This window comes from Polynucleobacter sp., from assembly GCF_040400325.1.
Lineage (GTDB): Bacteria > Pseudomonadota > Gammaproteobacteria > Burkholderiales > Burkholderiaceae > Polynucleobacter.
Window position 1 is genome coordinate 100,911 of sequence record NZ_JBBAQK010000004.1, and the last position, 27,000, is coordinate 127,910.

The following is a 27,000-nucleotide window of genomic DNA, read 5'->3' on the forward strand; positions in this document are numbered from 1 at the left end:
TCAATATTAAAAAAGGAAGTCATGTCTCATCACGATAAACTACTGGAAGCTTTTGAATCTTATAAAGCAGAAAATGAAAAGTTCCAAGGTAAGGGCATCAAAGCATCAGCAGCACGTGCTCGCAAGGCGCTTCAGGAAATTGCGGGTTCTTGTAAAGAGCGTCGTAAAGAGATTACCACTGAAAAAGAGTCTCGTGAGGGTAAAGGTGCCGGCATGTCACAAGATGCAGCCCGCCATGCTCATGTTCGTAAATAATGAGCTTGATGATCAAAAGGCCGCTTTAAGCGGCCTTTTTTTATATCCAAGAGGTAAGGTGAATTAGAACGGCATGACTCAAAATAAATTGAGGTGCCTTAAGTTCGTCTACGGTTTATAAATAATGAATCACATTCGGACTCAAGAATCCCGCCCAGTATCTGTGTTTGGCTAAAGTTGTTACCTTGGTTAATCTGTTTGGCTGTAAATTGAAATATTAATTCCAGCTTTCTGAATAGCCTCAATAGAGCTGCCAAAGACAACGCCACCAATGCCAGCCCAAATGAGGGCGCTCATGCACATCGGACATGGTTCCCCGGTCGTATACAACACTAGATCAGGCCAATTTTTATTACCGTATTGCGCAACATAGTTATTAATGCAAGAGATCTCACCGTGCAGTACGGGGTTCTCAAAAGTTTTATTAACGCCTCTAGCAAGTATGGCTCCGCTACTTGCATTGGTAATGACGGCACCAAATGGATAGGCTTGGTTTTGAGCCGCCATTGCAATAGCAGCGCGCATTGCAGTTTCATGTCTCTTGATGGGGATTGATGAAAGAGTAGTTTTTGCTAGGATGCCTCGAGTAAGGCCAGCTAAACCAACACCACATAAACACAATAATACGCTGCGGCGCTTCATATTATTAAGCTCTACCGGTGCTGCCAAAGCCACCACTTCCACGACTACTTTCAGTAAATTCTTCAACAACTTTGAGTTCTACTTGTAGTACAGGCATTACGACGAGTTGGGCTAAGCGCTCCATGGGCTCAAGTTTGAATAAGATAGATCCGCGATTCCAGGTGCTGACCATCAGTTGTCCCTGGTAGTCAGAGTCAATCAGGCCAACTAAATTACCCAGCACGATGCCATGCTTATGGCCTAGTCCTGAGCGGGGCAAAATAAATGCTGCATAACGTGGATCTTCAACATAAATCGATAAACCAGTTGGAACTAGGATAGTTTGACCTGGTGCAATCTCAATCATTTCATCAATACATGCTCGAAGATCTAGTCCAGCACTTCCCGGTGTGCCGTAAGTAGGCAGCTGATCGCGCATCCGTTCATCCAGAATTTTGACTTGAAGTGATTGCATAAAATTTCCTAAAGCGAGTGAGGGAAAACAGTAAAATCGGTAATTATTAGCTAGATTTTTTTCGCAACAAGCGCAATCAGTTGTCTTGCAAGCTGAAGTTTTTCAGCACTTGCGAGTTTTTTACTACCCTGTTCATCGATGATCAATAATTGATTTAGATCGCTACCAAAGGTATCGGGCCCAATATTGCCCACAATCATCGGGATGCCCTTACGCTTGCGTTTCTCATTAGCATGTAACTCTAGATTACTAGACTCAGCTGCAAACCCGACACAGTAGGGATATGGCTTGCCGCCCTTGGTCTTTACTGTTTTTGCAACATCGAGAAGAATATCTGGGTTAGCAACAAACTCCAACGCTGGAGCTTTTTCACCTTGGCGTTTGATTTTCTCTTTTGCGGGCTTTGCAATTCCCCAGTCTGCTACCGCAGCTACAGCAAAAAAGATATCGTTATCAAGTGATTGAAGTGCCGCTGCATGCATTTGCTTTGCGCTAGTGATATCGGTGCGAGTGATTTTTCCGGTAGCAGCAAGAGGTGTCTCTAGGTCACAAGGGCCAGCAATGAGGTGTACGTCTGCACCAGCTTCAAGCGCTGCACGTGCAATCGCAAAACCCATTTTTCCAGAGCTGTGATTGGTAATGCCGCGCACGGGATCAATTGCTTCAAAAGTAGGGCCAGCAGTAATCAATACTTTTTTACCAGTAAGTATCTTTTTTTGGAAGAAGGCAACTACTTGCTCGCATATTTCAGTGGGCTCAAGCATTCGACCCATACCAATCTCACCACATGCCTGAAAGCCACTTGCTGGACCAAGTAAGCTAACGCCATCTTGATGAAGACGTTGGACGCTTCGCTGAGTGGCTACATGTTCCCACATTTGTTTATTCATTGCTGGGGCAAGTAGCAAAGGACAATCTCTTGCAAGACATAAGGTGCTCAGTAAATCATCGGCCAAACCAAGAGAAAGCTTTGCCATGAGATCTGCACTTGCGGGAGCAATCAAAATCGCATCCGCAGCTCTGGATAATTCAATGTGGGCCATATTATTGGGAATACTGCTATCCCACTGGCTTGTATAGACCGGGTTACCTGTTAAAGCTTGCATCGTGACAGCTGTTACAAACTGTCCTGCTGCTTCTGTCATCACAACTTGAACCGATGCACCTTCTTGCATTAACTGGCGTGCAAGCTCAGGAGCCTTATAGGCAGCAATACCGCCTGAGATTCCGAGAACAAGTTTTTTATTTAAAAGTGATTGCATGGCGCCAGCTTACTGGGATTGAGATGATTTGCCAAATGACTTACGTAATTCACCCCAAATAATGAGGGCAGCCCCTATACAAATGGCACTATCGGCAATATTAAATGCGGGCCAGTGCCAGTTGCCATAATGCAAGTCAATAAAGTCGACTACCGCACCATACATAATGCGATCCATTACATTACCGATTGCTCCACCTAAAATGAGGCTTAAAGCAAAGCAGAGTAATTTATCCGTTTGGTTTTTGTATAGCAGCCAAATAATATAAATTGCTGCTGCAATTCCGATGATAGTGAAAAACCAGCGTTGCCAACCTGAGCTTTGTGCTAAAAATGAAAAGGCAGCGCCTGGGTTAAACAGGAGCAGCCAGTTGAAAAACGGGAGTACCGGTTCTGGTATGCCAACCTGAAGATGACTTAGAGCTGACCATTTACTGAGCTGATCAAGCAACAGAACGATGACAGCGATTGCAAGGTAGCGGAGAAATGTTAGGCTCATAAAATGGTCTGGCGCTTAAGCAAATAAGCGATGATCGCCATCACCAAATACATTACTAATGCAGCGACCACACAAGTCAGCATACTTCGCATGACTTCCTACGTCAGCAGTGTGGTGCCAGCAGCGAGCACATTTCTGATATTGGCTACTGCGAACAAGTACTTCCAAGCCATCGCTACTGAGCTCAATATTAGCGCTAGAGGTAATGGTGACAAAACGTAAATCGTCTTCTAGTGAATGCAAGATCGCGAAATCGATATCGCCTACTTTGATGGTGAGTTCAGCCTGCAAAGAAGAGCCTACATGACCTGCTTCACGCTCGAGCTCAATTGCTTTTGTCACCTCTGAACGGATTTCGCGAATACGACTCCATTTCGCCAGTAACTCATCAGCATTCTCAATGGTAGGAAGCGCAGCAAACTCTTCCATAAAGATGGAGTCTTTAGCAGTTTCATTTGAACCGTGAGGGAATGATTGCCATGCTTCTTCTGCAGTAAATGAAAGGAAAGGTGATAACCATTTCAGGAGGTTACGGGTGATATGAAATAGTGCGTTCTGTGCAGCACGACGGTCAGCTGAATCTGGAGCGCTGGTATAAAGGCGATCTTTCAGAATATCTAGATAGAAGCCACCTAAATCTTCCGAGCAGAAAGTGAGCATGCGCGCTACTGCTGGTTGGAATTCATATACCTGGTAATGTGCTTTGACATCACTTTGCAATTGACCAGCGAGCGCTACTGCATAACGATCAATTTCTAACCATTGATCGGCTGGCATGCTGTGCACGCTAGGATCAAAGTCAGATAGATTGGCTAATAAAAAGCGCAGGGTGTTACGAATGCGACGATAACTTTCAGTCACGCGCTTGAGAATCTCGTCAGAGATCGTCATTTCGCCTGAGTAATCGGTTGAAGCCACCCACAGACGAATGATTTCTGCACCGAGCTTATCAGCCACTTGCTGTGGAGCAATCACGTTACCCACAGACTTGCTCATCTTGCGGCCTTGTCCATCGACCGTAAACCCATGGGTTAAGAGTGCTTTGTAGGGAGGCTTGCCATCGAGCATCGCGCCAGTCAGCAAAGATGAGTGGAACCATCCACGATGCTGGTCTGAACCCTCTAGGTATAAGTCAGCCAAACGGCCATTGAGAGTTTGCGCATCGGCAGTGAGTAATTCATCACGATGCGAGCCACGAATCACATGCCAGTGAGTCGTACCTGAATCAAACCAAACGTCCAAGGTGTCACGGTTTTTTTCATACTGAGATGCTTCATCGCCCAATAACTCAGCTACTTCTAATTTTTGCCAGGCTTCGATGCCCCCTTTTTCGACTCGTTTAGCAACTTCCTCAAGAAGTTGGGCGGTACGTGGATGTGGCTCACCACTTTCTTTATGAACAAAGAAGGCCATTGGTACGCCCCATTGGCGTTGGCGTGACAAGGTCCAGTCAGGGCGATTGGCAATCATGCTACTGAGGCGTTGCTTCCCCCAGGCTGGGAAAAACTCCGTGTTCTCAATACCCTTTTTCGCTGTTTCACGCAGTGTTGGGTTACCGTCTGACGGTTTCTGATCCATGCTCGCAAACCACTGCGAGGTTGCACGGTAAATAATGGGCGACTTATGACGCCAGCAATGCATATATGAGTGGGTATAGGTTTTGTCTTGCAACAAACTGCCAGCCTTGCGTATTGCCTCGACAATTTTAGGATTGGCTTTCCAGATGTACTCGTTTGCAAAGAGCGGAAGCCAGGAGGCATACACCCCGTTACCCATCACAGGATTCAGAATGTCTTTGTCATCTAGTTGATTGGCTTTGCAGGACTTGAAGTCTTCTTCGCCATAGGCAGGTGCGGAGTGAACAACTCCAGTACCAGTATCCAAAGTGACATATTCAGCAGGATAAATGGGTGCCAGACGTTTATATCCATCATGCAATGGCGCAAGCGGATGCCAGAAAGAAATATTAGCCAGTTGTGCGCCTTGGCAAGTAGCGATGACTTTGCCTTCTAGGCCATAGTCTTGCAAGCAAGTTTCTACGCGATCTTTTGCCAAAATGAGTAACGTATCACCCACATCTACCAGTGCGTAAGTGAGCTCAGGGTGAACGTTCAATGCCTGGTTGGCTGGAATAGTCCAAGGGGTGGTGGTCCAGATCACAATCTGGCCAGGCTTGTTTGGCAGCTCAGGCAGGCCGAATGCTTTTGCTAGGGCTGGGCGCTGCGCATCATCAAATGCAAAACCCACATCCACTGTTGGATCGGTCTTGTCCTGATACTCAACCTCAGCCTCAGCTAATGCAGAGCCGCAATCAAAACACCAGTTCACGGGTTTTAATCCGCGGAAGACATAACCCTTTTCCCAAATCTTACTGAGCGCACGAATTTCATCAGCCTCATTACGGTAGCTCATGGTCAGGTAAGGATTATTCCAATCTCCCAATACACCTAAGCGCTCAAAATCTTTTTTCTGCTTTTCGACTTGAACTAGAGCATAGGCGCGTGCTTTTGCTTGCACTTCTGCAGTGGGCAAATTCTTACCAAATTCTTTTTCTATTTGGATTTCAATTGGCATGCCATGACAGTCCCAGCCTGGAACAAAGACTGCATCAAACCCCATTAGCCAACGCGACTTCACAATCATGTCTTTGAGAATCTTGTTGACTGCATGACCAATATGAATATCGCCGTTGGCATAAGGAGGACCATCATGCAAAATAAACTGGGGTTGATTTGTATGTGCCGCACGAATTTTTTCGTAGAGTTTATTTTTTTGCCATTGGGCAACCCATTGCGGTTCACGCTTGGCTAAATCACCCCGCATTGGAAATGAGGTATCTAACAGATTGACGGGATAAGAATTTTCTTTTTCAGACATGAGTTTTTTTCTGGAAATAATTTCTGGCATGCGCTGCATCAGATGCAATCGCTTTAGTAAGGGCTTCGAGGTCTGCATACTTTGCCTCATCCCGAATTTTTTCTAATAGTTCCACAGTAATAATTTTTCCATAGACATCTTTATCGTAATCAAATATATGGGTCTCGAGTAATACGCGACCTTGGTCTTCGACTGTTGGTCTAATGCCAAGACTAGCTACTGCTGCTAAAGGCTTTTCATCCAGACCCAAGACTTGTGCTGTAAAAATACCAGTAGTTGCTGGCTTACGATGATGCAGGTGACTGGCTACTGCTAAATTCAAAGTAGGAAAACCCAATTGTCGACCCAATTTCTGACCATGAATGACATGCCCAGAAATACCGTAGGGCCTACCTAATAATTTTTCCACTAGCTTCATATCGCCATTTGCAAGAGCAGTTCGTAACGCTGAACTAGAAATGCGTTCACCATTCTCTAGAATAGTTTGGATGCTAGAGACCTCAAAGCCATATTGTTGGCCTGCTGCTTGTAGGCTCGTAAAATTTCCTGCGCGTTTGGCGCCATAGCAAAAATCATCACCTATCAAAATCCATTTGGCGTTGAGACGCTTGACGATAATTTCTGAAACAAACTCTTCGGGCGTGAGACGGGCAAAAGCAGATTGGAAATGTTCTACTACTACCCGATCAATTCCAATCGAAGAGAGTGCTGCTAGTTTGTCACGCAAATTCATGATGCGGGGTGGTGCTTGTTCAGGGGCAAAGAATTCTTTGGGGTGTGGCTCAAAGGTCATGACACAACTGACTAGGCCTCTTTCTTTAGCGCCATCGACCAGTTGCTTCAGAAGGGCGCAATGACCCCTATGCACGCCATCGAAGTTTCCAATGGTTAAGGCACAAGCGGGTCCTGCAGAAAACTGGGTGGGGCCTCGGAATACGTTCACAAAATCGCTTTCAGGGTAGCCATCAATTATATTGTGGGCATGCTTTCAATCGTCACCTTAATCTCAGGCCGCGGATCTAATTTCGAGGCCATCGTCAAAACCGCTCAAAAAGAGCAGTGGCCTGTCCAGTTTGCTGGGGTCATTGCAAACCAGTCTGCGGCTAAGGGCCTTGATTTTGCTCGCTTGCAGGGCATCCCAGCGTACACCATAGAGCATCAAGAGCATGCAACCCGAGAATCCTTTGATGCAGCCCTAATTCAGCAAATTGATGAATTAGGGGCAGATTTGGTGGTTTTGGCTGGCTTCATGAGAATACTGACGCCAGGCTTTATTCGCCATTTTGAGGGTCGCCTCATTAATATCCATCCTGCATTACTGCCAGCATTCCCTGGTTTGCATACCCATGAGCGCGCTTTAGAGGCCGGTATCAGCGAGCATGGCGCGACAGTACATTTTGTTACTGAGGATGTCGATGAAGGCCCAATTATTTGCCAAGCCTCTATTCCAGTGCTGGCAGGTGATGATGCAGATACCTTAGCTGCCCGTGTTTTAGAGGCTGAGCATCAGATTTACCCGCGGGCCGTAAAATGGTTCCTTGATGGACGATTGCGAATAGAAGGTAATCAAGTGAAGCTACAACCCCCCGAGTCGCAATTTTTTAAATTATGAGTACAGAGCAACCTTCCAGAAAGTCTTCCAGTGGTTCAAGATTAGCCCCTCATAAAAGTTATGCAGCAAAATCAAAAGATCCCTTACGTCGACCTGAGAGACGGAATGCAAGCGGTAATTTAATTGCTCCCGAAGGCCAAAAGAATTTTTCAAATGCAAAAGCCCTACCTCAACACGCAATTCATTTAGAACGTTTATTACCTGAGTTGCTGAACTTTGAGCAACCAGCAGATCGTGTAGTGAGTCGATATTTCCGTGCTGAACCTCAATTAGGAAATCGTGATCGTGCCTTGATTGCAGAGAGTGCATTTGCCATTCTGCGACGTAAGAATGAGTTCTCCCAATTTGCTTCGAGTGGTGAGGGTTCACAGGCTAGACGCCTGGCCATATTAGGTTTACTGTCCGCACTCTCGGAAGGTGGATTGGGTTCAGCAAATCGTGCCGAGAGCGCGATTGCGAATTTAGCACATGTTCTTAAGCCAGGTGAGTATGAGTGGTTACAACGTTTTTCTAAAGTAGATCCTGCGTCTTTAAATCCATTAGTACGTAATAATTTGCCTGAGTGGTTATGGGATGCATTTGGAAAATATCCTGGAAAAGGTACTCGTGAAGAGTTGGCAAAATCCTTAATGCATTCAGCGCTATTGGATTTGCGTGCCAACACCATGAAAACCAATCGCGAAGAATTACTTGCGCAGATGAATGCTTTGGGTGGTCGTTATAAAGCAATACCCACTCCTTATGCGCCTGATGGTGTTCGCATTATGGGTAAGCCAGCCTTACAAAATACGGCCGCCTTTAAAGCGGGAATGTTTGAGGTACAAGATGAGGGCAGTCAACTTTTATCGTATTTGTTGGCCCCTAAACGGGGCGAGATGGTCGTTGACTTCTGTGCGGGTGCTGGGGGCAAGACTTTAGCCATAGGTGCCTTGATGCGCTCTACAGGGCGTTTATATGCACTGGATACATCTGAGCGTCGCCTAGCAAATTTAAAGCCAAGACAGGCGCGCAGCGGCCTATCCAATGTCCATCCAGTGTGGATTGATAGCGAGAACGACTCTAAGATCAAGCGGCTGGCTGGAAAAATCGATCGGGTCTTGGTAGATGCCCCTTGCTCTGGCATGGGCACTTTAAGGCGTAATCCTGATCTTAAATGGCGCCAGACCCCCGCAGGAGTCCTGGAGCTGAATCAAAAGCAAACCAATATTTTAGCCTCCGCTGCTCGTTTATTAAAACCAGGAGGTCGACTCGTTTACGCGACTTGCAGTCTATTACCCCAAGAAAATCAAGGCGTTGCAGAAGATTTTCTAGCAAAACACCCAGAATTTGAGGTGCTTCCTGCAGCCGAAGTCTTAAAGCCTCTCTTTCCCAAGGATCAGCTGCCCTTAGGTTGTAGCGCAGATAACCCTTGGTGGCAGTTGTGGCCCCACATCCATGGAACCGATGGATTTTTTGCTGCCGTTTTTCAAAAGAAACTTGCACCCCAGAGCCAATCTCCTGAAAAAGGTGAGGGAAAAGAGACTCAGGTCAAAACTAAAAAGCCAGCTAAAGAACTAAAATAGAGTTTTAGTTCTATTTAGGAATTTCTTTTGAATACAGCTTCGAGTTTTGATTTATTGCTTCACTGGCTGGACAATGGCTATTTGGACTGGTCTTGGTGGCAAATCACCATCTTTACCTTGGTACTCACGCACATCACAATTGCTGCTGTCACGATCTTTTTGCATCGCTGTCAGGCACATCGCGCTCTAGATCTTCATCCTATCGTTTCTCATTTTTTCCGCTTCTGGCTTTGGCTAACCACCGGTATGGTCACAAAAGAGTGGACCTCTATTCACCGTAAGCATCACGCTAAGTGTGAGACAGTTGATGATCCTCATAGCCCCCAAGTCTTGGGTATTAAAACAGTACTAACGCGTGGCGCTGAACTGTATAAACAAGAAGCAGCCAATCAAGAAACCTTAGATAAGTTTGGTCATGGCACTCCGAATGACTGGCTTGAGAAAAATATCTACTCCAAGTTTTCTTGGCAAGGTGTTGGGCTTATGTTGATCATTGATGTGTTTTTATTTGGCGGCATTGGCTTAACAGTTTGGGCGGTTCAGATGTTGTGGATTCCGATCACAGCTGCTGGTGTCATTAACGGCATTGGCCATTTTTGGGGTTATCGTAATTTTGATTGTGAGGATGCCTCGACTAATATTGTTCCGTGGGGAATCTTGATTGGTGGTGAAGAACTCCATAACAATCATCACACCTTTGCTACGAGTGCCAAGCTTTCAAATAAATGGTATGAATTTGATATTGGTTGGCTATACATTCAGATCTTAAGTTCAGTTGGTTTAGCAACAGTTAAAAAGACACCACCTAAACCACAACTGAGCGACTTACGACCTGCCGATCACAATACGCTGGAAGCGATCATTGCTAATCGCTATGAAATTATGGCTCGTTATAGCAAGACTTTGCGTCGCTTCTTTACTAATGAAGTTCAGCATATACAGGTTCTAGCCGTTCATCTTAAGGATGCTGGTGCTTGGTTGGCTAAGGATGAATCTCGTTTAAGCGAGGAAGAAAAGCTAAAGCTTGAAGAGTTGATCTCAAGCAATTTGCAGCTTTGCAAAATGATTGAGATGCGCCGTGACTTGCAAGCAATCTGGGGTCGTTCTAACGCTACAAGAGAGCAGTTAGTATCTCAGTTACATGCATGGTGTCAGCGTGCTGAGGATAGTGGTTTAGCTAGCTTGCGTGATTTTTCTTTAAGACTGCGTCGTTACGCATAAATCGATTGAACCTTGTTTCTGGCAATATCGAGACCAATAAAAAACCCGCTGATGTAGCGGGTTTTTTATTTGCATGAAGTGCAATCAATGCATTACTTCAGCTTAGTTTCTTTATAGGCAACATGCTTGCGAATGGTGGGATCAAACTTCATGAGCTCCATTTTTTCAGGCTTAGTGCGCTTGTTTTTGGATGTTGTATAAAAGTGACCAGTACCAGCTGATGACTCTAATTTAATTTTTTCTCTGCCGCCTTTAGCCATTTGTGCGCTCCTTAAATTTCGCCACGTGCACGCAGATCAGACAAGACAGCATCGATGCCGTTTTTGTCGATAACGCGCAAACCAGCATTGGTTAAGCGCAAGCTAATCCAACGGTTTTCAGATTCAACCCAGAAACGACGGTTTTGCAGATTAGGCAAAAAGCGACGCTTCGTTTTATTGTTTGCATGGGAAACATTATTGCCAACCATCGGCTTTTTCCCAGTGACTTGGCAAACTTTTGCCATGACATAACTCCATTAATTGCGAAAAGAAATGATTGTATCAGTCCCAGCCTATTTTGGGCTAGTTCTGAATGACTTTGGTTTGCTAAAGGTCGCAGTACGTTCCATATTAAGAGTATGGATGCAGCCCAAGAACTTCTGTAAGTTTGCGTTTACTACCATTTCTAATCAATCCTCATAAGACCAGAGTCAGAAAAAGAGAAAAAACCACTACCACTGACGATGCAGTGATCTAAGAGGGGGATTTCGACTAGTTGCAGGGCTTTAATCAAGATCTTAGTGAGTTCTTGATCGGCCTCGCTAGGCAAGGGGTTGCCGCTGGGATGGTTATGGGCCACGATGAGAGCGCTGGCATTTCTGGCGAGGGCCTCTTTGAGGATCTCCCTTGGGTATACGGCGGTTTGGGTAATCGAGCCTCTAAAGAGCTCTTGGCACTCGATTAAGTGCAGGCGGGAGTCTAGGTATAGACAGAGGAAAACCTCGTGAGGAAGGGCTCCAATTTTGGCCTGAAGGAACTCTTTGACCAGAATGGGCGATGAAAAAATGGAGTCTTGAGCTAATTGCTCTTCAAGACTGCGCTTAACCAGTTCATACGCCGCCTGAATCTGAGACCATTTGGACAAACCCATGCCATGAACTTGAATAAATTCATCGGGTTTGCATGTCATCAGCCGAGGCAGATTACCAAATTGGCGCAAAAGATCTTCTGCCAAAGATACGGCACTTTTACCTCTTACGCCAACCCGTAAAAAGATCGCCAAAAGCTCTGCATCGCTAAGGGACTGGGCACCAAAGCGACGTAGCTTTTCTCTGGGCTGTTCATGTTTTGGCCATTCTGTAATAGGGGAATGGCCAGTACTCACAGGTCTAGATACAATCTCTTTATGACTAAGCTGACCGTTTTGCCAAATTCCTATTTGACTCTCAACTATCGACTGACTTTGCCCAGTGGGGATGACTTCATCAACACTTTTGTTGATCGCCCTGCGACGGTTCTGATGGGTTCTGGACAATTTGCTCCTTGCTTTGAAAAAGTGTTGTTAGGTCTAGGTATTAGTGAAAAAAGAAGTGCAGTACTAACACCTGAGGAAAGTTTTGGTGAGCGTAAAGAAGATTTGGTGCAATGGGTTTCTTTGCAAGCGCTGAAAGAAGGCCGTGATGACGACGTAGAATTTCATCCTGGCGATGTGATTGAATTTAATGCGCCTGGTGGTGCTCAATATGCAGGTGTCTTGCAATCGATTAATGAAGAGGGAGCATGGTTTGACTTTAATCATCCTTTGGCAGGAAGACCTGTTACATTTGAAGCTGAAATCATTGCTATTCTGTAAGTTATGACAAATCAATCTATTTCCAATGACTCTGAAATTTTGATGGCACAACCGCGTGGTTTTTGCGCAGGTGTTGATCGCGCTATCAATATCGTGGAAGAAGCACTGAGCCGATTCGGTACGCCCATTTATGTACGTCATGAGATTGTGCATAACGCATTCGTCGTAAATGATTTGCGTGAAAAAGGGGCAATCTTTGTAGAAGACTTAAATGAGATTCCTAAAGGAGGGATCGTAGTCTTTAGTGCCCATGGTGTATCCCAAGAGGTTCGTAAGGATGCGCAAGAGCGGGGTTTGCAGGTGTATGACGCCACATGTCCTTTGGTAACAAAGGTGCATCTAGAGGTTGTCAAAATGTGTAAAGATGGATTCACGGTGTTAATGATTGGACACCCAGGCCATCCCGAGGTTGAGGGGACGATGGGGCAAGTTAAAGAAGGTATTTTTCTGGTGGAAAAATTAGAGGACATCCAAAAATTGTCTTTTCCGGACAATGAAAGGATTGCCTTTGTTACACAGACCACTTTATCTGTAGATGAGACTAAAGAAATCGTTGATGCCCTTATTAAAAAATACCCCAATATCGTCCAACCCCGAAAACAAGATATCTGCTATGCCACTCAGAATCGCCAAGATGCTGTGAAATTTATGGCTCCTCAGGTGGAGATAGTGATTGTGGTTGGTAGTGCGGCGAGCTCGAACTCTAATCGTTTGCGAGAACTCTCTGAAAAGTTGGGGGTACCTTCCTACATGGTGGACGATCCAGATCAACTCAAGGCTGAGTGGTTTGTTGGCAAGAAGCGGGTTGGTTTAACGGCAGGCGCATCGGCTCCAGAATCCTTGGCGCAATCTATCGTGAAGCGGATTCAAGAGTTTGGTCCACGCCAAGTCCGGGCGCTACCTGGAGTGGTTGAGGATGTAACATTTTCCCTGCCAAAAAACTTAGTCGACTAATTGCACTAAGCTACTTGCTTCAGAAGTTCGCGCAACATAGCGCTCATTTGACGGATCTCGTCATCACTGACATTAAGTGCTGGCATAAAGCGCAAGAGATTTGGTCTGGGAGAATTAATGAGCAAACCTTCTGGGGTGCGCTCACGTGCAAGATCAACCAATTTTCCACCAATATCTTTACCAAGCATTAGGGCACGCAATAAACCTTCACCACGCTCACCCTCTAGACCAAATTCTTCTGAAATTACGAGCAGTTCAGATTTTAGAAGTTCACCTTTTCTCTTCACGCTATCTAAGAAGCCAGGCGCTAAGAGCTGCTCGATGACACTCATGCCAACGGCTGTCATGAGTGGATTGCCGTTATAGGTTCCCCCTTGATCACCAGGGACAAAACACGCTACTGCATCAGTAGCCAGCAGTGCTGCTAAAGGAACACCGCCACCAATACCTTTACCTAGGGTCATGATGTCTGGATTAATACCGTAATGTTGGTAGGCAAATAGGGTGCCGGTTCTACCGCAGCCCGCTTGAACCTCATCAACGATTAAGAGAATATTGTTCTCTTTGGTGAATTTGCGCAGCTCGCTCATAAATTCTGCGGAAGCAGGAATGACGCCACCCTCACCCTGCACAGGTTCAATCATGACGGCAACAGTTTTATCGTTTACCAACTTTTTGACTGAATCTAAGTCATTTAAATCCGCCTTAGGAAAGCCAGCCACCTGTGGGGCAAACATCGTATCCCAACCTGGCTTTCCAGAGGCGCTCATCGTAGCCAGAGTCCGTCCATGAAAGCTGTGGTCAAAAGTAATGATTTCAAATGCGCCAGATTTATTGAGTTGACCCCATTTGCGCGCTAACTTAATTGCGCCTTCATTAGCTTCAGCACCGCTATTGGCAAAAAAGACTTTGTTAAAGCAACTATTAGCGATCAGGAGATTGGATAGGCCCAGCATTGGCTCGTTATAAAACGCAGGGCTAGAATTAATCAGTTTTTTTGCCTGTGCATTAAGAGCCTCGATCATCCCTGGATTGCTGTGCCCCAAACAATTGACAGCCCAACCTTGCAGGAAATCTAGATAGCGCTTGCCATTGTTATCTGTCAACCATGAGCCGCGACCCTCAATCATGATGAGATCTGGGCGTTTGGTAATAAACATGACTGCTTGAGTATCGATGGCTTGGGCTGGCTTATTCATGTTGGTTCTTGGTTAAAAGTAATTGAGGCAATGAGTATTTCTATTATCTCGCTTAATGAGATTTAGTTTGTAGCTAAATCAGCGGCACTTGTAAAGGAATCGGCAAAGAATTCTTCTTCAGGTAGATGACATTTCGCTGAAAAATCATCGCGTGCGGCATTTACCATGACTGGGGAACCGCAAGCGTAGACCTGAAAGTCCTGCAGCTTGGGGTGATCTGCCATAACCGCTTGATGAACAAAGCCAGTTCGACCCTTCCAGGCATCTTCTGCAAGCGCATCTGAGATCACAGGAATGTATTTGAAATCGGGGATATCGCCTGCCCAGGCGCGACACAATTGATCTAAATAGAGATCACTTGGACGACGACCACCCCAATATAAATGAATTGATCGCTTGATTTTCTTGGCCTGCATTTGCTCGATGATGGATTTAATGGGTGCAAATCCAGTGCCAGCTGCCACAAAAATAATCGGCTTCTTAGAATCTTCGCGTAAGAAGAAGCTTCCTAATGGACCTTCAAAGCGCAGAATATCTTTTTCTTTTAATGTAGGAGAAGTTGCACCAAAAACAAAATCCGTGAAAAGTCCGCCAGGCATGTGGCGAATATGCAACTCAAGTGGGCCTTCTTGTTCAGGTGCAGTAGCAATTGAATAAGCCCGGCGTTGACCATCTTTGAGCAGAAATTCTAAATATTGGCCAGCCAAAAATTGGAAACGCTCTGCTGCGGGAAGTTGTAGTTTGAGAACGGCAACATCTGCGCTAGGTTTACTGATGCTATTGACCCGGCAGGGTACTTTCCGTATCGCAATATCGCCAGCACCCTGCATCTCACGGGCTTCGATCAATAGATCAGATTTTGGATGAGCACAGCAAAATAGAGCGCCACCAGCTGTTTCTTCAGTAGTGCTCAGAGCACTTTGGCTATGCTCACCATGGCTGACTTGGCCCTCGAGTACCTTGCCTTTACAGGAACCGCAGGCGCCATTTTTGCAGCCATAAGGAAAGTGAATACCTTGACGTAGAGCGGCTTCCAGGAGGGTTTCATCCGGGTTAACGGTAAATTGTTTACTACTCGTTTTAAGCCTGACCTGGTAAGACACTCTCATTCCTCTCAATAAATCGTTACGATGTTAGCTATGCAATCTTTTGGTAAACCTCGAATCCTGATTATTGGCTGCGGCGATATTGGTCTGCGCATCGCTAGACAGCTTGCGCCGAATTATCGAGTCTTTGCTTTAACCTCTTCGCAAAGTCGCTTTCAGGAGTTGAGGGAGGTTGGCGCGACACCTATTTTGGGTAATCTAGACCATCCAGAATCTTTATGGAGACTGTCCGGTTTGGCGCAAACAGTGATTCATCTGGCCCCACCCCAAAATCTTGGTAATCGTGATTGCCGAACCCGCAACCTAATTCGAATTTTATCCCAAGCCCCCGATACTGTCAGGCGCTTGATTTACATCAGTACCACAGGGGTTTATGGTGACCATCAAGGGGCGGAGGTCAGTGAGACGACCCCTATTAGCCCACAAAGTGATCGTGCACAAAGAAGGGTCGATGCAGAGCGTGCTCTACGCTTATGGGCGCCGACCCACGGGGTTGTGCTGACCATCCTGAGGGTTCCTGGTATTTATGCTGCTGATCGTTTGCCACTTGAGCGCCTGCATTCTAAGACACCTGCTCTACTCCCGGATGAAGATGCCTTCTCAAATCACATTCAGAGCGATGATTTAGCGAGATTGATTTGTGCAGCGGTTTATCACGGTAAACCACAAAGAGTGATTAATACCTGTGACGGTGGTCAAACCAAGATGGGCGATTACTTTGATGAAGTAGCAGATGCTTTTGGGCTAGATCGACCACCTAGAATGCCAGCGAGTGAGTTGCAAAAAATGGTCAGTCCGATGCTTTGGTCATTTATGCGCGAGTCTAGAAGAGTCACGAACACTCGACTCACTGAATTAAAAACCCCACTTCGTTACCCAAGCGTAGCGCATTTCTTAAAAACTATTTCCAAGAATCCTTAAGACCAACAGTGCGATTAAAGATAGGCTTTCCTGGTTTTGAATCATTCTGATCTGCAATAAAGTAACCGTGACGTTCAAACTGAAAACGATCTTCAGCTCTAACATCTTTCATGGACGGCTCTAAATAGGATTGAATAGTTTTTTTGGAGTCGGGATTGATGGCCTCTAAGAAATTCTGATCACCACTGCCTGGATGCGCATCAGTAAATAGATGATCGAAGAGTCGCACTTCAGTAGGAATCGCTTCAGTAGCACTAATCCAGTGAATATTGCCTTTGACTTTATAGTTATTTGATCCTGAGGTACCACTCTTACTATCGGGGAAATACGTCACGTTGACCTGAGTGACATTGCCTTTGCTGTCAGTTTCAAAGCCAGTGCATTCGACAACATAGCCATGGCGTAAACGCACGCGACTACCTGGCTGATCCCCATTTGGTGGATACAAACGAAAAAAGCCTTTAACCGGTTCTTGCATAAAGTCATCCGCCTCAATCCAGAGCTCTTTGGTGAAATGAAATTCACGATTGCCCCACTCAGGGTGCTGTGGATGACGGGGTGCAGAGCATGGTTCACTTACGCCCTCATCAAAATTGTGTACTACCAACTTCAGTGGTTTGAGTACTGCTGTAGCGCGCGGTGCCTTCGCTTCTAAATCGTCTCTGAGCGCTTGATCCAGTGTGCTCATATCAATCCAACTGTCAGCCTTAGACACGCCGATGCGCTCGCAGAATAAACGAATGCTCTCTGGGGTATAACCGCGACGACGAATACCAACGATTGTCGGCATGCGTGGATCATCCCAAGCATCCACATGTTTCTCTTCAACCAACTGTAAAAGCTTGCGTTTGCTGGTGATGGTGTAGGTCAAATTGAGGCGCGCAAATTCATACTGGCGTGGTACTGGATCTTTAAATACGCCTAGCTCTTTCAGTGAATTCACAATCCAGTCATAGAGCGGACGATTGTTTTCAAACTCGAGCGTGCAAATCGAATGCGAGACATTCTCAAGAGCATCTGAAATGCAGTGTGTAAAGTCATACAAAGGATAGATGCACCATTTACTGCCCGTGCGATGGTGATCAGCATGGCGAATACGATAGACCACAGGATCGCGCATCACGATATTGGGGTGTGCCATATCTATTTTTAGGCGGAGGACGTGTTCACCGTCTTTAAATTTGCCATCACGCATTTCGCGAAAGAGGGAAAGACTCTCCTCAGCGCTGCGCTCACGGTAAGGGCTATTCTTTCCTGCTTGACCAAAGTTACCGCGGTTGGTATGAATCTCATCAGCGCTCTGACTATCAACATAAGCTTTGCCATTCTGAATCAGAATTTCTGCAAACTCATAAAGTTTGTCAAAGTAATCACTGGCATGATAAAGATGGGTCCCCCAATCAAAGCCCAACCATTTCACGGCACCTAGAATGCTGTCTGCGTATTCAATATCCTCTTTAACTGGATTAGTGTCATCTAGGCGCATATTGCAACGAGCACCACCAGCCTGTTGCTGATAGTCCGCTGCCAGTCCAAAGTTCAAGCAGATACTTTTGGCATGACCAATATGGAGATAGCCATTTGGCTCTGGCGGAAAGCGCATAATGATGGAGGGAATCGCTTGCCCAGCCACATTGGTCCGCTGCTTAAATACACCACTCGCTAAGTCATGATCGATGATCTGACGTAAAAAGTTAGAAGGTTCGGTGCTTGGGGCTGCTGCTTTGGAGGGTTTGCTATCTTGGGACATAGCGACATTGTAGAGAAAACCCCAAAGTCATAAAGAAAAAGCCCGCAAACTGCTGCGGGCTCGCTCTAGATAGCTTAGTAGAAATTATTCTTCTACGAATACCTCTTGGCGACTCTTCTTCACTGCTGGCAAGGCTACTATCACCACCAAGAGGGCTGCGGCGATCAGCAATCCCAATGAAAGTGGGCGCGTTAAAAAGGTAGTGAAATCACCGCGGGAGAGAAGCAAAGCGCGGCGGAAGTTTTCTTCCATCATTGGCCCAAGTACAAAGCCCAATAGCAATGGAGGGGGTTCGCAACCGAGTTTGAAGAAGATGTAACCAATAACACCAAAAGCTGCGGTCACGTAGACGTCAAACACTGTGTTGTTTACGGTGTACACACCAATACAACAGAAGACCAAAATCGCAGGGTAAAGAAGGCGATAAGGAATCTTCAAGAGCTTTACCCAAATACCAATCAGGGGTAAGTTCAATAGAATCAACATCACATTACCAATCCACATCGATGCAATCAGACCCCAGAACAATGCTGGGTTGCTGGTCATCACTTGAGGACCTGGTTGAATGTTATGAATGGTCATCGCGCCAACCATCAAAGCCATAACTGCATTTGGTGGAATACCCAATGTCAGCAATGGGATGAATGAAGTTTGTGCGGCAGCGTTATTTGCAGACTCAGGGCCAGCAACACCTTCGATCGCGCCCTTACCAAATTCATGGCTGTACTTAGATGATTTTTTCTCTACTGAGTAAGCGCCGAAGGCGGCCAAGGCAGCGCCACCACCTGGCAGGATGCCGAGGATAGAGCCGATAGTGGTACCGCGCAAGATCGAAGGAATCATGCGCTTGATATCTTGCTTAGTCGGGACCATGGTGGTGACTTTATTTAAAAAGCCCTCGCTATCATCCTTCTTTTCAAGGTTATTCATAATCTCAGCAAATCCAAAGACACCCATCGCAACGCTGACAAATCCAATGCCATCGCTTAACTCTGGGATATCAAAAGCATAGCGAGATACACCTGAGTTCACGTCAGTACCAATTAAGCCCATCAAGAGACCTAAGATAATCATGCCAATTGCTTTGACCAAGGAACCAGACGCCAAGACCACCGCACCGATCAAACCTAAAACCATCAGCGAGAAATACTCAGCTGGACCAAACTTAAAGGCGAGCTGAGAGAGTGGGGCTGCAAAGGCAGCCAAAATCAAGGTAGCAACGCAGCCTGCAAAAAATGAGCCCATTCCAGCAGTAAAGAGGGCTACTCCTCCGCGGCCATTTTTAGCCATCTGGTAGCCGTCAATCGCAGTTACGACCGAGGACGTTTCTCCTGGAATATTGAGTAAGATCGCCGTTGTAGAACCACCATATTGCGAACCATAATAAATACCCGCTAACATAATCAAGGCAGCGATAGGAGGTAGGGCATAGGTCGCTGGTAAGAGCATGGCAATTGTGGCTACAGGCCCTAAGCCAGGGAGTACGCCAATCAGCGTTCCTAAAACACAACCAAGAAGGCAATAAATCAGGTTTTGTAGCGTAAATGCCGTTTCAAAGCCGAGGGCTAAATTTGTAAATAATTCCATTTTTTAGTGTCCCGGTTTTATGATTGGAGGAAGAACGGCAGAAGGGGGAATTGAAGCTTTAGACCCATTACAAATACCGAGTAAGTGAAGCAAAGTAGGACTACAAAATTAATGAACGCTACTTTCCAGTTAAATTCACGACTAGCACTGGAAGCTAGCATTACCAATACAAAGATCGCCACGATAAACCCCATTTTTGGCAGGAGTATTCCGTATAAAACGATAGACCCAGTAATGAGCCCAACAATTTTCCAGTTGAATTTAGGAATGGCATCAATGGGGGCTTTAGCGCTCAAGGACTTTACTAAAATAAGTAAGCCTAGCGCTGCCATTATCATGCCGAGCCAGAATGGGAAATAACCTGGACCCATCTTGGCTGCTGTACCGTATTGGTACTGCCTAGCGACGATGGCGAAGAAGAGGCCAATAGCCATATACATGACTCCGGCTCCAAAATCTCGTTGATTACGAATTTTCAAATTTTGCTCCTTGTGTATCGACTTGATTGCCGATCTTTTAATAATCTTGAGCGATTGTAAGGCACGATTAGAGCTTATCGACTAGGGTTTGCCCTAGTCTATTCCGAGTGCGATAATTATCTTCATGAAAGTCACCCAAATTCGCCAGGCTTACCTGGATTTTTTTGCCGAAAAAGGCCACCAAATAGTCCCTTCAAGTCCAGTGGTGCCAGGGAATGACCCAACCCTACTGTTTACCAATGCGGGGATGAATCAATTCAAGGATGTATTTTTGGGTTTTGATAAACGCTCTTATAACCGTGCTACAACTGCCCAAAAATGTATTCGCGCCGGCGGAAAACATAATGATTTGGATAACGTTGGGTATACAGCCCGTCATCACACCTTCTTTGAGATGCTGGGTAATTTCTCTTTTGGGGATTATTTCAAGAGAGATGCGATTCAATTTGCTTGGGATTTATTGACCCAGGTATTGAAGTTGCCCAAAGAAAAGCTCTTGGTGACCGTATACGCCGAAGATGATGAGGCTTATGAGATTTGGAATAAGCAAATTGGAATACCGGCTGATCGCATTATTCGTATTGGAGATAACAAAGGTGCGCGTTATGCCTCTGATAATTTCTGGATGATGGGCGACACAGGTCCTTGTGGCCCATGCACTGAAATTTTTTACGATCATGGTGAACATATTCCTGGCGGCCCCCCAGGCAGCGCTGACGAAGATGGCGATCGCTACATCGAAATTTGGAATAACGTTTTTATGCAGTTCAATCGCGATGAGGCTGGCAATATGCATCTACTGCCTAAGCCAAGTGTAGATACCGGTATGGGCCTTGAGCGGATAGCAGCTGTTCTACAACATGTGCATTCCAATTATGAAATCGATCTCTTTGTTAATTTATTAAAAGCGGCTAAAGAAAGTGTTGATGGTGCTGGTGGTGAGAACTGCGATGCACAAAGCCCATCACTAAAAGTGATCGCAGATCATATTCGAGCTTGTAGTTTTATTGTGGTTGATGGAGTCATTCCCGGAAATGCTGGTCGTGCTTATGTCTTGCGGCGTATTGCACGTCGTGCGATTCGTCACGGTTATAAGTTAGGGGCACGCAAGCCATTCTTTTATCAGCTAGTTCCCGCATTAGTAAAAGAGATGGGTGATGCCTATCCTGAGTTACGTGCTGCACAAGATAAGGTCAGTGACGTTCTCAAGCAAGAAGAAGAGCGCTTCTTCCAAACCATCGCTAATGGTATGGAGATCTTAGAGGGTGCATTGGCAGGAGGCGCAAAAATAGTTGATGGTGAAACCGCCTTCCGCTTGCATGACACTTTTGGTTTTCCATTAGATCTCACTGCAGATGTGTGTCGCGAGCGTGGTGTCACTGTCGACGCAGAAGGTTTCGAAGTGGCAATGCAAAAGCAACGCGACCAAGCGCGTGCTGCCGGTAAGTTTAAAGTTGCACAAGGCCTGGAATACAAAGGCAAACCTACTCAGTTCCATGGGTATGACACCTTAAGACATGAGGGCGCGAAAGTAACTGCTCTATATGTTGATGGTTCAGAGGTTCAAGTCGTTAAAGCAGGTGACTTAGCAGTCCTTGTGTTGGATAACACCCCTTTTTATGCTGAGTCTGGGGGGCAGGTTGGTGATAAGGGTGAATTGCGTAATGAAACTGTGCATTTTGGTGTCGCTGATACCTTCAAGATTCAGTCTGATGTTTTTGGTCATCAAGGAGAGGTATTAGAAGGGGAGATCAAGCTAGGGGATTCCTTAAATGCTTTGGTAGATGTTGCACAACGCACTGATACGATGCGTAATCACAGTGCAACGCATATTTTGCATAAAGCCCTGCGTGAAGTCTTAGGTGATCATGTACAACAAAAAGGCTCATTAGTTGACGCCACCAAAACCCGTTTTGACTTTACCCATAATGCACCAATCACGGCCCAGCAAATTCGCCGAGTTGAAAATATCGTCAATCGTGAAATTTTAGAAAACAGTGCCACCTCAGGCAAGGTGATGTCTTTAGAGGATGCGCAAAAGACCGGCGCCATGATGCTGTTTGGTGAGAAGTATGGAGATGAAGTACGCGTCCTAGAAATTGGTAGTTCAAAAGAATTGTGTGGCGGAACACACGTAGCACGCACTGGCGATATTGGTAGCTTAAAGATTGTTTCTGAAAGTGGCGTGGCTGCTGGTATTCGTCGTGTTGAGGCAGTGACGGGTAATAATGCTTTGCATTTCTTGCAAGGCTTAGAAGACAAAATGAATCAGGCTGCAACTATTCTCAAGACGCACCCAGGCGACTTAGTAAACCGCGTTGCTCAATTGCAAGATGCCTTACGTCAGGCTGAGCGTGAATTAGAAAAAGTGAACTCTAAATTGGCTGCTAGCCAGGGTGATGAGTTAGCAAATCAGGCACTTTATGTCAATGGCATCAAGGTCTTAGCAGCACGCTTAGATGGTGCTGATTCTCAGGTGTTACGCGAGACAATGGACGCACTCAAAGCTAAATTAAAAACTGCAGCAATCGTGTTGGCCTCAGTACAGGGCGATAAGGTCAGTTTGATTGCCGGTGTTACAGCCGATTCCATTACTAAAGTGAAGGCCGGCGATTTAGTGAACTTTGTTGCACTACAAGTAGGCGGTAAAGGTGGCGGTAAGCCTGAGATGGCGATGGCCGGTGGTAATGATCCTAGTAAGCTTAGCGCTGCATTGGCTAGCGTCAAAGATTGGGTGGCAAGCAAATGAGTCAAGAGATTGTGTTTAATGTAGAAGTGGACGCTATTGGCATGAACTGCCCACTACCGATTTTACGTACTAAAAAAGTACTCGCGACGATGCAGTCAGGCGAAGTCTTGAAGATCAAAGCCACTGATGCCGGTGCTGCTCACGACTTTCCTGCATTTGCTAAACAGACTGGAAATGAATTGCTTGCCAGCACTAACGAAGGTGAAGTGTTGGTCTTTTATCTTAAAAGGCGCTAAGCAGTCTTAAGTGAGTGAGCGGCTTTTGAGATACGCGGCAAAATCATCAGCTACTTCAGGATGACGCAAAGCAAATTCCACTGAAGCTTTGAGATAGCCTAATTTGCTACCGCAGTCAAAGCGTACGCCATCATATTCATACGCAAAAACAGGCTCTACTTTCAATAAGGAAGCAATGGCGTCGGTGAGCTGAATTTCTCCTCCTGCACCAGGCTTGAGATTACGAATATGAGCAAAGATGTCAGATGACAGCACATAGCGCCCCACCACTGCTAGATTCGATGGGGCATCTTTTGGTTGTGGTTTTTCTACGATGCCATTGAGGCGGTAAATGCCTTTAGTAACTTCACTGCCAGCAACAATCCCGTAGGAGCTGCTCTTAGCAGGATCAATTTTCTCTACTGCAATAACAGAACCGTTTTGCTCTTCAAATACCTTGAGCATTTGTTTGAGTACAGGTGGCTGACCATCCAATAAGTCATCGGCCAAGATGATGGCAAAAGGTTCATCGCGCACTAACTTTGCTGCACATAAAACAGCCTGACCTAAGCCCAGAGCTTCCGGTTGACGGACATAAACACAATCAACATGGCTAGGTTTTACGCTACGAACAATTTCAAGTAAAGATTGTTTATTTTTTGCTTCCAGTTCAGCTTCAAGTTCATATGCCTTATCAAAGTGATCTTCAATCGCGCGTTTGCTACGACCCGTAACGAAAATCATCTCGGTGATACCGGCAGCAATTGCCTCTTCGACTGCATACTGAATTAAAGGCTTATCAACCACGTTGAGCATTTCTTTAGGACTAGCTTTAGTGGCCGGCAAAAAGCGCGTGCCCAAGCCTGCAACAGGAAAAACTGCTTTGGTGATTACTTTGGTGCTTAAGGGCATTTAGGGTCCAATCCTTATTGAAGTCGCTCTAATTGTGCAACAAGCTTCTGATGGTTTTGTTCGAAGCCTGCAAGGCGTTGTTTTTCTTGGGCTACAACCTCTACAGGGGCTCTAGCTACAAAGCTTTCGTTTGTCAGTTTAGCCCTTGCCTTAGAAATTTCATTGGCGAGGCGCTCGATCTCTTTACTCAGGCGAATGCGTTCTGCCACTACATCTACCTCAATTTTGAGGAGGAGCTTGAGGTCGCCAACTAGAGCTATAGGGGCGTCAGGCGCATCTTTTTCAAGGGCAGATTCAGCGCTATAGATTTTGACTTCAGATAACTTGGCTAAGGCCAAGAGATAAGGTGTTGCCTTTTGCAAGAAAGCTTCAGGACCACTAATCCATAAAGGTACTTTTTGGCCGGGGGGTACCTGCATCTCACCGCGTAGATTTCTGCAGGCATCGACAATGGCTTTAATTTGTGTAACCCAGGCTTCGCCTTTCTCATCTATTTTTTCAGGCTGTGCCAAGGGGTAGGCTTGGAGTGCAATACTCTGTTTTTCTTCCTGTGCGATGACTTTGCCTGTCTTGGGGGCTACTGTTTGCCAAAGTGTTTCAGTAATAAATGGAATAAGTGGGTGTGCCATACGCAAAATAGTTTCAAGTACGCGCAATAAAGTACGGCGAGTAGCGCGTTGCTGTGCAGGGGTTCCAGTTTGTAGCTGAACTTTCGCCAGCTCTAAATACCAATCGCAATATTCATCCCACACAAACTGATAAATGCTACCTGCAATATTGTCAAAGCGATAGTTTTCAAAACCTTTAGCAACATCAGCTTCAGTTTTTTGCAGAATTGACACAATCCATTTATCGGCTGGAGAGAAGTCTAGGTAGCCATCAGGGCCACACTGATTGTCACAAGGGGCAAAGCCATTATCTTCATCGCCCCCAGGGCAATTCATGAGAACAAAGCGGGTGGCATTCCACAGTTTGTTACAGAAATTGCGATAGCCTTCACAGCGTTTTTGATCAAAATTAATATTGCGCCCAAGCGATGCAAGTGAGGCAAAAGTAAATCGGAGTGCATCGGTACCAAATGCTGGAATGCCATCCGGAAATTCTTTTTTGGTTTTCTTACTGATGCTTTCAGCTTGTTTGGGGTTCATTAAGCCAGAGGTTCTCTTGCTAACCAGCTCATCAATTTGGATACCATCAATCAGATCAATTGGGTCCAAGGTATTGCCCTTAGATTTGCTCATCTTCTGGCCTTCTGCATCTCTTACTAGGCCATGAACGTAGACGGTATGAAAAGGAACCTTACCAGTGAAATGGCAGGTCATCATCACCATGCGCGCTACCCAGAAGAAGATGATGTCAAAACCAGTCACCAATACTGAGGATGGTAAAAAGTGTTTAAGTGCTGGAGTTTGCTCAGGCCAGCCCAAGGAGCTAAAGGGCACTAAAGCAGAGCTAAACCAAGTATCTAAAACATCCGGATCGCGATTGAGTTGACCGGTGTAGCCAACTTTTGCTGCTTGAGCTTTAGCATCCTCTTCAGACCGAGCTACAAAGATTTGCCCATCATCACCATACCAGGCGGGTATCTGGTGACCCCACCAGAGTTGGCGAGAGATGCACCAGTCTTGAATGTTTCCTAGCCATTGAGAGTAGGTGCTGATCCAATTTTCTGGAACCAGCTTGATATCACCTTTGGTCACTGCATCTAATGCGGCGCCAGCAATCGATGAGCCAGGCTGATATTGGTTATCAGGACTTGGTTTAGAAACTGCCACAAACCATTGGTCAGTGAGCATCGGTTCAATAATGGTGTGAGTTCGATCGCCGCGTGGCACCATGAGTTTATGGGGCTGTACTTTTTCAAGCAAGCCAGCAGACTCAAGATCGGCAACTACTTGTTTGCGCGCAGCAAAACGTTCCATACCTTGATAGGCAGTAGGAGCGTTTTCATTAATCTTGGCATCTAGAGTGAGAACATTGATTAATGGCAGTTGATGGCGCTGACCTACTGCGTAGTCATTAAAGTCATGAGCAGGTGTGACCTTGACAACACCAGTGCCAAAGTTCAAATCAACATAGTCATCGGCAATAATCGGAATTTCACGATGACATAAAGGGAGGTTTACGGATTTACCGATGAGGTGTTTATAGCGCTCATCCTCGGGATTGACCATCACAGCAACGTCGCCTAGCAAGGTTTCTGGGCGCGTAGTGGCAACAGTGAGGTGTCCAGAGCCATCAGTCATTGGGTAGCGGATATGCCACATTGATCCATCTTCTTCCTCACTCACCACTTCGAGATCAGAAACGGCAGTACCCAAAACAGGATCCCAGTTCACTAAACGTTTACCGCGATAGATTAAGCCTTGCTCATGAAGCCTTACAAATACCTCCACCACCGCTTTGGACATTTTGCTGTCCATCGTAAAATATTCTTTACCCCAATCAATCGATGCTCCGAGGCGACGAATTTGACGAGTAATGGTTGAGCCGGAAGTTTCTTTCCATTCCCAAACTTTTTCTAGAAATTTCTCACGACCTAGATCATGACGAGAAATCTTTTGTGCATCGAGTTGGCGCTCGACCACAATCTGCGTAGCGATTCCAGCATGATCAGTACCAGGTACCCATAAGGTATTTTTGCCTGACATGCGTGCATGTCGTACCAAGCCATCCATGATGGTTTGATTAAAGGCATGACCCATATGAAGGGTGCCTGTGACATTGGGGGGCGGGAGTTGGATAGAAAAATCACCCTTAGTGACATCCATGCTGGCATCAGCAATCCCTATGCGCTCCCATTCGGGGCCCCAGTAAGATTCAATTGGGGCTGGCTCATAGGATTTGGCGAGTTCACCCGCCAAGTTCGTCGCTGGAGAATTAGGGGTATTTGAGGCATTTGGCATAAGAGG

The 27,000-nt window shown here is 45.9% G+C and carries 25 protein-coding genes; 9 read left to right on the forward strand and 16 right to left on the reverse strand.

The window, feature by feature from the left end:
- Positions 1 to 21 precede the first annotated feature (21 nt).
- Positions 22 to 255 (forward strand): Hc1-related histone H1-like protein, encoded by a 234-nt coding sequence (locus tag ABWP14_RS04960; RefSeq protein ID WP_028819352.1) that lies wholly within the window; start codon positions 22 to 24, stop codon positions 253 to 255.
- Positions 256 to 444: 189 nt separating this feature from the next.
- On the opposite strand, the gene ABWP14_RS04965 is transcribed toward ABWP14_RS04960, so the two are convergent.
- The 6 genes from ABWP14_RS04965 to ABWP14_RS04990 are packed head-to-tail and all read right to left on the reverse strand — an operon-like array spanning position 445 to position 6,931.
- Positions 445 to 966 carry a nucleoside deaminase gene (locus ABWP14_RS04965; protein ID WP_353201877.1) on the reverse strand — a complete coding sequence of 174 codons (522 nt, stop codon included), beginning with the start codon at positions 964 to 966 and terminating at the stop codon, positions 445 to 447.
- Positions 902 to 1,351 carry a dUTP diphosphatase gene (gene dut / locus ABWP14_RS04970; RefSeq protein WP_353201878.1) on the reverse strand — a complete coding sequence of 150 codons (450 nt, stop codon included), beginning with the start codon at positions 1,349 to 1,351 and terminating at the stop codon, positions 902 to 904. The genes ABWP14_RS04965 and dut overlap by 65 nt, the downstream gene beginning before the upstream one ends.
- 50 nt (positions 1,352 to 1,401) lie before the next feature.
- The gene (coaBC, locus tag ABWP14_RS04975; RefSeq protein WP_353201879.1) at positions 1,402 to 2,613 is read right to left on the reverse strand and encodes a bifunctional phosphopantothenoylcysteine decarboxylase/phosphopantothenate--cysteine ligase CoaBC; all 1,212 of its coding nucleotides are present in this window, start codon (positions 2,611 to 2,613) and stop codon (positions 1,402 to 1,404) included.
- A 9-nt stretch (positions 2,614 to 2,622) separates the two neighbouring features.
- Positions 2,623 to 3,111 carry a signal peptidase II gene (gene lspA / locus ABWP14_RS04980; RefSeq protein ID WP_353201880.1) on the reverse strand — a complete coding sequence of 163 codons (489 nt, stop codon included), beginning with the start codon at positions 3,109 to 3,111 and terminating at the stop codon, positions 2,623 to 2,625.
- Between the two features lie 15 nt (positions 3,112 to 3,126).
- On the reverse strand, positions 3,127 to 6,006 hold the full coding sequence (gene ileS, locus ABWP14_RS04985; RefSeq protein WP_502930145.1) for an isoleucine--tRNA ligase: 2,880 nt from the start codon (positions 6,004 to 6,006) through the stop codon (positions 3,127 to 3,129).
- Positions 5,981 to 6,931, reverse strand: coding sequence for a bifunctional riboflavin kinase/FAD synthetase (locus ABWP14_RS04990; protein WP_353201881.1), 951 nt, complete (start codon positions 6,929 to 6,931; stop codon positions 5,981 to 5,983). Before ABWP14_RS04990 ends, ileS begins: the two co-directional genes overlap by 26 nt.
- Positions 6,932 to 6,970: 39 nt before the next feature.
- Here ABWP14_RS04990 and purN point away from each other — a divergent pair, with 39 nt between their 5' ends.
- From purN to ABWP14_RS05005, 3 genes are read left to right on the forward strand one after another with little or no spacing between them, the layout of a single operon-like run.
- Positions 6,971 to 7,600, forward strand: a complete 630-nt coding sequence (gene purN / locus ABWP14_RS04995; protein WP_353201882.1) for a phosphoribosylglycinamide formyltransferase — start codon at positions 6,971 to 6,973, stop codon at positions 7,598 to 7,600.
- Positions 7,597 to 9,162, forward strand: a complete 1,566-nt coding sequence (locus tag ABWP14_RS05000; protein WP_353201883.1) for an RsmB/NOP family class I SAM-dependent RNA methyltransferase — start codon at positions 7,597 to 7,599, stop codon at positions 9,160 to 9,162. Before purN ends, ABWP14_RS05000 begins: the two co-directional genes overlap by 4 nt.
- Positions 9,163 to 9,189: 27 nt before the next feature.
- Entirely contained in the window at positions 9,190 to 10,383 is a 1,194-nt protein-coding gene (locus tag ABWP14_RS05005; protein ID WP_353201884.1) for a DesA family fatty acid desaturase, read from the forward strand.
- Between the two features lie 92 nt (positions 10,384 to 10,475).
- Here ABWP14_RS05005 and rpmG read toward each other — a convergent pair whose 3' ends face one another.
- The 3 genes from rpmG to radC all read right to left on the reverse strand — a co-directional run bounded on the left by rpmG (position 10,476) and on the right by radC (position 11,748).
- Entirely contained in the window at positions 10,476 to 10,643 is a 168-nt protein-coding gene (gene rpmG / locus ABWP14_RS05010; RefSeq protein ID WP_028819341.1) for a 50S ribosomal protein L33, read from the reverse strand.
- A gap of 11 nt (positions 10,644 to 10,654) precedes the next feature.
- A complete protein-coding gene (gene rpmB / locus ABWP14_RS05015; RefSeq protein WP_011903570.1) occupies positions 10,655 to 10,888 on the reverse strand; it encodes a 50S ribosomal protein L28 in 234 nt (77 codons plus the stop codon).
- A gap of 161 nt (positions 10,889 to 11,049) precedes the next feature.
- On the reverse strand, positions 11,050 to 11,748 hold the full coding sequence (gene radC, locus ABWP14_RS05020) for a RadC family protein (protein ID WP_353201885.1): 699 nt from the start codon (positions 11,746 to 11,748) through the stop codon (positions 11,050 to 11,052).
- 21 nt (positions 11,749 to 11,769) lie between these two features.
- On the opposite strand from radC, the gene ABWP14_RS05025 reads away from it, so the two are divergent.
- Entirely contained in the window at positions 11,770 to 12,216 is a 447-nt protein-coding gene (locus tag ABWP14_RS05025) for an FKBP-type peptidyl-prolyl cis-trans isomerase (protein ID WP_353201886.1), read from the forward strand.
- A gap of 3 nt (positions 12,217 to 12,219) precedes the next feature.
- Positions 12,220 to 13,170 (forward strand): 4-hydroxy-3-methylbut-2-enyl diphosphate reductase, encoded by a 951-nt coding sequence (gene ispH, locus ABWP14_RS05030; RefSeq protein WP_353201887.1) that lies wholly within the window; start codon positions 12,220 to 12,222, stop codon positions 13,168 to 13,170.
- A gap of 5 nt (positions 13,171 to 13,175) precedes the next feature.
- Here the strand turns inward: ispH and ABWP14_RS05035 are convergent, their stop codons facing one another.
- Positions 13,176 to 14,369, reverse strand: coding sequence for an acetylornithine transaminase (locus tag ABWP14_RS05035; protein ID WP_353201888.1), 1,194 nt, complete (start codon positions 14,367 to 14,369; stop codon positions 13,176 to 13,178).
- Positions 14,370 to 14,431: 62 nt separating this feature from the next.
- The gene (locus ABWP14_RS05040) at positions 14,432 to 15,472 is read right to left on the reverse strand and encodes a CDP-6-deoxy-delta-3,4-glucoseen reductase (protein WP_353201889.1); all 1,041 of its coding nucleotides are present in this window, start codon (positions 15,470 to 15,472) and stop codon (positions 14,432 to 14,434) included.
- A gap of 36 nt (positions 15,473 to 15,508) precedes the next feature.
- On the opposite strand from ABWP14_RS05040, the gene ABWP14_RS05045 reads away from it, so the two are divergent.
- The gene (locus tag ABWP14_RS05045; protein WP_353201918.1) at positions 15,509 to 16,396 is read left to right on the forward strand and encodes an SDR family oxidoreductase; all 888 of its coding nucleotides are present in this window, start codon (positions 15,509 to 15,511) and stop codon (positions 16,394 to 16,396) included.
- Here ABWP14_RS05045 and ABWP14_RS05050 read toward each other — a convergent pair.
- The 3 genes from ABWP14_RS05050 to ABWP14_RS05060 form a co-directional block, all read right to left on the reverse strand.
- Positions 16,377 to 18,146: a glutamine--tRNA ligase/YqeY domain fusion protein gene (locus tag ABWP14_RS05050; RefSeq protein ID WP_353201890.1), complete on the reverse strand. Its 1,770-nt coding sequence runs from the start codon at positions 18,144 to 18,146 to the stop codon at positions 16,377 to 16,379. The genes ABWP14_RS05045 and ABWP14_RS05050 overlap by 20 nt on opposite strands.
- Positions 18,147 to 18,230: 84 nt before the next feature.
- On the reverse strand, positions 18,231 to 19,733 hold the full coding sequence (locus ABWP14_RS05055; protein WP_353201891.1) for a tripartite tricarboxylate transporter permease: 1,503 nt from the start codon (positions 19,731 to 19,733) through the stop codon (positions 18,231 to 18,233).
- A 17-nt stretch (positions 19,734 to 19,750) separates the two neighbouring features.
- Positions 19,751 to 20,212 carry a tripartite tricarboxylate transporter TctB family protein gene (locus ABWP14_RS05060; protein ID WP_353201892.1) on the reverse strand — a complete coding sequence of 154 codons (462 nt, stop codon included), beginning with the start codon at positions 20,210 to 20,212 and terminating at the stop codon, positions 19,751 to 19,753.
- 124 nt (positions 20,213 to 20,336) lie between these two features.
- Here ABWP14_RS05060 and alaS point away from each other — a divergent pair, with 124 nt between their 5' ends.
- Positions 20,337 to 22,961: an alanine--tRNA ligase gene (alaS, locus tag ABWP14_RS05065; protein ID WP_353201893.1), complete on the forward strand. Its 2,625-nt coding sequence runs from the start codon at positions 20,337 to 20,339 to the stop codon at positions 22,959 to 22,961.
- Positions 22,958 to 23,197 carry a sulfurtransferase TusA family protein gene (locus tag ABWP14_RS05070; RefSeq protein ID WP_502930144.1) on the forward strand — a complete coding sequence of 80 codons (240 nt, stop codon included), beginning with the start codon at positions 22,958 to 22,960 and terminating at the stop codon, positions 23,195 to 23,197. The genes alaS and ABWP14_RS05070 overlap by 4 nt, the downstream gene beginning before the upstream one ends.
- A gap of 6 nt (positions 23,198 to 23,203) precedes the next feature.
- Here the strand turns inward: ABWP14_RS05070 and galU are convergent, their stop codons facing one another.
- Positions 23,204 to 24,088 carry a UTP--glucose-1-phosphate uridylyltransferase GalU gene (gene galU, locus ABWP14_RS05075; protein WP_353201894.1) on the reverse strand — a complete coding sequence of 295 codons (885 nt, stop codon included), beginning with the start codon at positions 24,086 to 24,088 and terminating at the stop codon, positions 23,204 to 23,206.
- Between the two features lie 14 nt (positions 24,089 to 24,102).
- The gene (locus tag ABWP14_RS05080; RefSeq protein WP_353201895.1) at positions 24,103 to 26,994 is read right to left on the reverse strand and encodes a valine--tRNA ligase; all 2,892 of its coding nucleotides are present in this window, start codon (positions 26,992 to 26,994) and stop codon (positions 24,103 to 24,105) included.
- Between the last annotated feature and the right edge of the window lie 6 nt (positions 26,995 to 27,000).